General features: G+C 74.5%; 6 protein-coding genes. 3 read left to right on the top strand and 3 right to left on the bottom strand.

Annotation, left to right across the window (positions count from 1 at the left end):
* The coding region (locus tag RYN42_RS19485) for a UvrD-helicase domain-containing protein (protein WP_315099057.1) at nucleotides 1-990 on the bottom strand (990 nt) is incomplete at its 3' end.
* A 64-nt stretch (nucleotides 991-1,054) separates the two neighbouring features.
* Complete coding sequence (locus tag RYN42_RS19480; RefSeq protein ID WP_315099054.1) at nucleotides 1,055-1,864, bottom strand: DUF3152 domain-containing protein; 810 nt, start codon at nucleotides 1,862-1,864, stop codon at nucleotides 1,055-1,057.
* Nucleotides 1,865-2,040: 176 nt separating this feature from the next.
* Here RYN42_RS19480 and RYN42_RS19475 point away from each other — a divergent pair, with 176 nt between their 5' ends.
* Nucleotides 2,041-2,709: a TetR/AcrR family transcriptional regulator gene (locus RYN42_RS19475; protein WP_315099051.1), complete on the top strand. Its 669-nt coding sequence runs from the start codon at nucleotides 2,041-2,043 to the stop codon at nucleotides 2,707-2,709.
* A 75-nt stretch (nucleotides 2,710-2,784) separates the two neighbouring features.
* The gene (locus tag RYN42_RS19470; protein WP_399552548.1) at nucleotides 2,785-3,015 is read left to right on the top strand and encodes a DUF3107 domain-containing protein; all 231 of its coding nucleotides are present in this window, start codon (nucleotides 2,785-2,787) and stop codon (nucleotides 3,013-3,015) included.
* Nucleotides 3,016-3,094: 79 nt separating this feature from the next.
* On the opposite strand, the gene RYN42_RS19465 is transcribed toward RYN42_RS19470, so the two are convergent.
* Nucleotides 3,095-3,796, bottom strand: a complete 702-nt coding sequence (locus RYN42_RS19465) for a ferritin-like fold-containing protein (RefSeq protein WP_315099049.1) — start codon at nucleotides 3,794-3,796, stop codon at nucleotides 3,095-3,097.
* A 353-nt stretch (nucleotides 3,797-4,149) separates the two neighbouring features.
* Here RYN42_RS19465 and RYN42_RS19460 point away from each other — a divergent pair.
* Nucleotides 4,150-5,684: DEAD/DEAH box helicase (locus tag RYN42_RS19460; RefSeq protein ID WP_315099060.1), on the top strand; the 1,535-nt coding region annotated here is incomplete at its 3' end.

Genomic DNA, 5,684 nt, shown 5'->3' with positions numbered 1-5,684 from the left:
GCTCAGGACCACGGTCCGGGCGCCGAGCTCCCCCGGTCCGGGGCCGTGCAGCCCCGCGCGGCCGACCAGCGACGGCGTCGCGCCGCGGAACGTCTGGACCGCCGCGTCCGGGTCCGCCAGCAGCAGGACGCGGGCGCCGTCGTCGGCGAGCACCCGCAGCAGGCGGGCGGTGGCGGACGTGCTCTCCTGGTGGTCGTCGACGACCACCAGCCCCCAGCGCGGACGTACCGCTCCAGGAACCTCGTCCTCCCACGTCAGCAGCGCCTGCGCCGCCTCGTCCACGACGACCGCAGGGTCCAGCCGGGCGCCGAGGTCCGGGGTGCCCGTGCGCAGCTGGACCACGTCGAGGTACTCCTCGTACAGCCGTGCCGCGCTCGCCCACACCGGCCGGCGGTGGGCCTGCGCGAGGGCAGCCAGGTCCACGGGGGTCAGCCCGCGCTCGGCGGCGCGCATGAGCAGGTCCCGCAGCTCGTCGCGGAACGGGCGCAGCCCGAGCACGTCGGGCCGGACCTCCGGCGGCCACGCCAGCGGGACACCGTCCCCTGCGGCGTGCCCGGCCAGCAGGTCACCCAGCAGCAGGTCCTGCTCCGCGCCGGACACGAGCGTCGGCGGGGGCTCGCCCAGCACCGACGCCCGGGCGCGCAGCACGGAGAACGCCGCCGCTGCCGCGGTCTGCACGAGGGGCCGCCCGGACGTGCGCCGCAGCCGCGCCGAGAGCCGGTCGCGCAGGTCCGCCGCCGCGCGCCGACCCGACGAGAGCACCAGCACGTCCTCGGGCGACAGACCGGCCTCGACCGCCGCGACCACCGCCTCGAGGGCGACCGTCGTCTTCCCGGTGCCCGGCGCCCCGAGGACGAGCAGCGCGGCGTCCGTGGCGGTCACCGCCGCCGCCTGCTCCGGGTCGAGCGTCACCGGGGCGCCCGGTCCGCTGGCGGGCACGTCCGCGAACGCCGGGCGCACGAGGCGCAGGGCGTGCGGTGTGCTGGTCACGCGACCGATCCCATCACGAGCCACCGACACCGATGCGCACGACCCGCGCGCCGTGGTCAGACCGTCACGGGAAGGGCCACGCGTTGAAGGTGCAGGGTGCCGCCTTGTACGACTGCTGCTGCATGAGGGGGGCGCGCTGGCCCGGCCCCGGGCACCGCTCGTGCCCGTGCCCGAGCAGGTGGCCCACCTCGTGGTTGACCAGGTAGTGCCGGTAGGTGGTCCTGTCGTCCGCCGTCTCGGAGGTGGCCAGCACCCACCGCTTCAGGTTGAGGACCGCCCGCCCCGCCGTCCCGCAGGAGACCTCGCCGCCCGTGCGAAGCGGGGCGCACAGGTCGTCGACCGCGTCCGGAGAGGCCAGCAGCACCCTGATCTCGGCGTCGCCGTCCGTCCGCGCGAAGGAGATCGACCCGTCGGCGCCCCAGCCGCGCGGGTCGTTGAGCGTGGCCATGACGGTCGCGGCGAACGCTGCGGGGTCCACGGCGAGCCCGTCCTCGACCTCGACCCGCACCGTGCGCACGGTGCCCGTGCCGGGACCGGGGTCGGCGCCGGGGACCACGCTGAACGTGCCGGCGCCGGAGGTGGGGACCTCGGCGGACCGCAGCCCGGCCGAGACGTCCTGGGCGGTCAACCCGGGCGGGAGGGCGACGATGCCGGGTGCCGGCTCCGTCGGGAGCATCCCCTGCGGCACGACGACCGGGTCCGGCGCGAGGAGGGTGCGCCCGCCGGACGCCCTGCTCTGCGAGCCGGTGCGGTCGATGACCTCCGGGGTGGACGTCGACGTCGGGCCGAGCACGTCGGCGACCACCGCTGCCGCGCGGGGCGAGCCGACCGTCCAGCCCGCGCTGGCAGCACCGAGGACGAGGCCGACAGCCACCGCCACGAGGGCGGGGAGCGCCCGACGAGCGGGCCGGTGGCGTCGACGGACCGCTGCGCGCGAACGCCGACCAGGGACCGACGCCTGCGTCAGTCCCTGGTCCCTCCGGAGCGCATCCGGTGCCGTCACCCGGTCATCGTCGCATCCCTGACACATCCCGTGGCTACCATCGCGGGATGACGGACGGGACAGACGACTCGACCCCGAGGGCCCGCAGCCCGCGGATGGCTCGCGACGAGCGCCGTGCCCAGGTCCTGCGCATCGCCCAGGAGCTGTTCTCCTCCGAGGGCTTCCACCACGTCTCCATGGACGACATCGCGGACCGCGCCGAGGTCAGCAAGCCCGTCCTGTACCGCCACTTCCCGTCCAAGCTCGACCTGTACCTCGCGGTGGTCGACCAGAACGGCGCGGACCTGCTGGTCGCCGTCGAGAAGGCCGTGGCCGGCATCGAGCAGGGACCTGTGCGCCGCGGCGACGGGCGCGACGTCATCGCCGCGATCGTCCAGGCGTACATCATGTTCGTCGAGGGCGCAGGAGAGTCGTCCGCGCTGCTCTTCGAGTCCGACGTCACGCACGACGCCGACGTGCGGGCACGGGTGGAGCACGCGTCGTCCGAGGCCGCCCGCCGCATCGCCGGCGTCCTGTCGCAGGTCACAGCCCTGTCGATGGACGACGCGGGGATGCTCGCTGTCTCCCTGATCGCCATGGCGCAGGGCGCGGCGACGCACCGTCTGCGCCAGCCGACCGAGGTCGGGCCCGAGCGCACGGTCGAGCTGGTCACCCAGCTGGCCTGGGGCGGGGTGTCCGCGCTGATCCGGCCCGACTTCGCGTACGAGGACGCCTAGGATCGGACGACGTGCCCCGGCCCACCGGCTGACGGGCGCCCGAGAACCACAGCGTGGAGTAAGGACGTGAAGGAGATGACGGTGGAGATCACCATCGGCGTGCAGAACCTGCCTCGGGAGATCAGCCTCGAGTCCGACCAGTCGCCGGACGAGGTCGCCGCCGCCGTGGCCGCCGCCCTCAGCGGGCGACCGGCGCTCGAGCTGGTCGACGTCCGGGGACGCCGGGTCATCGTGCCGACGGCGAGCCTGGGCTACGTCGAGATCGGCTCCGAGAGCAAGGGCCGCGTCGGCTTCGGCAACATCTGACCGACCCGCACCACGAGCCCCGTCCGGATCCGTCCGGGCGGGGCTCCGGCGTGCTCAGGCGGTTCCGTCCGGGCAGGGCTCAGGCGGTGAGGCCCAGCCGGCTCATCCGCCGGGTGTGCTGCGCGGTGAGCTCCCCGAAGAGCTTCGTCGGGGGCTCGGCCGGGGCACCGGCGGAGCCGGCCGAGAGGAGCCGGACGAGCGCGGGCCGCTGGACCAGCAGGCGCTGGACGACGCCGAGCGCCTCCCCCACCAGCCGTCGGCCCCACAGGGCGAGCCGGGCGGTCAGGACACCGTCCGCGGCACCCGCCGCATCGAGCTCCGCGACGGCCAGGTCGGCGTGCGAGGCGTCGTCGAGGACCTCGAGAACGACGGTGCGCGACCCCGGGTCCAGCCCCTCGGCGGCGAGCCGGCAGAAGTCGTCGGCCACGCCGTAGCCGACGTAGGACGTGAGCAGCCGCTCCCACCAGGAGCCGGGCTGGGTGCGGGCGTCGAAGTCGTCCAGGACGTCGTCGTACTGGTGCAGGGCGGCCACCGGGTCGCCGCCGATCTCCGCGATGCGTGCCAGGACGCGGTCCCGGCGCTCGACCGCCGCCGCCGCGAACCGGCTGAGCTCCAGGCGCTGCTCGACGGTCGGGGCGAGGGCCGCGTCCGCGGCGAGCCGTGCGAACGCCACGTGCTCCAGCTGGGCGACGAGGCCGAGCAGCTCGACCGCGTCCGAGAGCTCCAGGGAACCGGCGGCCCCGGGGGCCTGCGGGCCGGTCCGTGCATGCGTCGTCGTCATCCGAGGATCGTAGCCCGCTGGCCTCGGGAACCCCTCGGCGGGGCGACGACCGGTCCGCCGTGGCGGTCAGATAGACTGAGCAGGTAATTCGGTTGCCCGGTCGTCTCGGTTTCCCCATTTGTGCTCGACGATCAGACCCATTCTCGTGCAGCCCCGGACCTGTCCGGACGACGCTCGCGAGTCGACTTGCACGATCGGCTGCCGGCCAACCCGCGTGGTGAGCTCCGCTGTCGCCCGGGACGGTCCGATCCGTCGGCCCCGGACAGCGCGCGGCACACCACCCTTCGCAGTGAAGAGTCCTCGTGACCACCACCGACGAGACGCCGGAGCAGGTCTCTGCTCTGGCCGAGCCCATGTCCCGCCCCCTGAAGAACACCTGGTCCTCCGTACAGGCCGTCGACGCCTCGTTCGCGGACTTCGACGTCCGCCCCGAGATCGTCCAGGCGCTCGCCGACGCCGGCATCATCAACCCGTTCCCCATCCAGGCGATGACGCTGCCGGTGGCCCTGTCCGGCCACGACATCATCGGCCAGGCCAAGACCGGCACCGGCAAGACCCTCGGCTTCGGCGTCCCGCTGCTGCACCGCGTGGTCGCCCCCGGCGAGGAGGGCTACGAGCAGCTGGCCCACCCGGGCAAGCCGCAGGCGCTCGTCGTCGTGCCGACGCGTGAGCTCGCCGTCCAGGTGGCCGGGGACCTGGCCACGGCCAGCTCGCGCCGCAAGGTCCGCGTGCTGCAGGTCTACGGCGGCCGCGCGTACGAGCCGCAGATCGCCGCGCTGAACACCGGCGTCGACGTGGTCGTCGGCACCCCCGGGCGCATGATCGACCTGCTCAAGCAGAAGCACCTGGACCTGTCGCACGTGCAGGCGGTCGTGCTCGACGAGGCCGACGAGATGCTCGACCTGGGCTTCCTGCCCGACGTCGAGACCCTGCTCTCTGCCACGCCGGCCAGCCGCCACACCATGCTGTTCTCGGCCACCATGCCGGGCGCCGTGGTCGCGATGGCCCGCCGCTACATGACGCAGCCGACGCACATCCGCGCCGCGGACCCGGACGACGACGGCCAGACCGTCAAGAACATCAAGCAGGTCGTCTACCGCGCGCACGCGCTCGACAAGGTCGAGATGCTGGCCCGCATCCTGCAGGCCCGCGGCCGCGGCCTGACCATCGTGTTCGCCCGCACCAAGCGCACGGCCGCCAAGGTGGCCGACGACCTGGTCGAGCGCGGCTTCGCCGCCGGGGCGCTGCACGGCGACCTCGGCCAGGGTGCCCGTGAGCAGGCGCTGCGCGCGTTCCGCCACGGCAAGGTCGACGTCCTCGTCGCCACCGACGTGGCCGCCCGCGGCATCGACGTCGAGGCCGTCACGCACGTCATCAACTACCAGTGCCCCGAGGACGAGAAGACCTACCTGCACCGCACCGGCCGCACCGGCCGCGCGGGCGCCAAGGGCACCGCGGTCACGTTCGTCGACTGGGACGACATCCCGCGCTGGGGCCTCATCGACAAGGCGCTGAACCTCGGCATCCCCGCTCCGATCGAGTCCTACTCCAGCTCCGCGCACGTGTACGCCGACCTCGACATCCCCGAGGGCACCAAGGGCCGGCTGCCCAAGTCGCAGCAGACCCGCGAGGGGCTCGGCGCCGAGAAGCTCGAGGACCTGGGCGAGACCGGGAAGCGGGGCGGGGGCCGTCCCGCGACCTCGCACTCCGACGCGATCCGTGGCGGACGTGGCGGCGACTCGCGGCGTGGCTCCGGTGACTCCCGGCCGCGGTCGGGCGACTCGCGGACCAGCGCCGCGCCGGCGAGCACCGGCCCGCGCACGGAGCGTCCCGCGGACGAGTCAGGCGAGGCGCGCGAGGGCGGCAGCCGTCGTCGTCGCGGCGGGCG

This window comes from uncultured Cellulomonas sp. (assembly GCF_963527515.1).
Lineage (GTDB): Bacteria > Actinomycetota > Actinomycetes > Actinomycetales > Cellulomonadaceae > Cellulomonas.
This window is presented reverse-complemented; position numbering and strand designations above follow the sequence as displayed.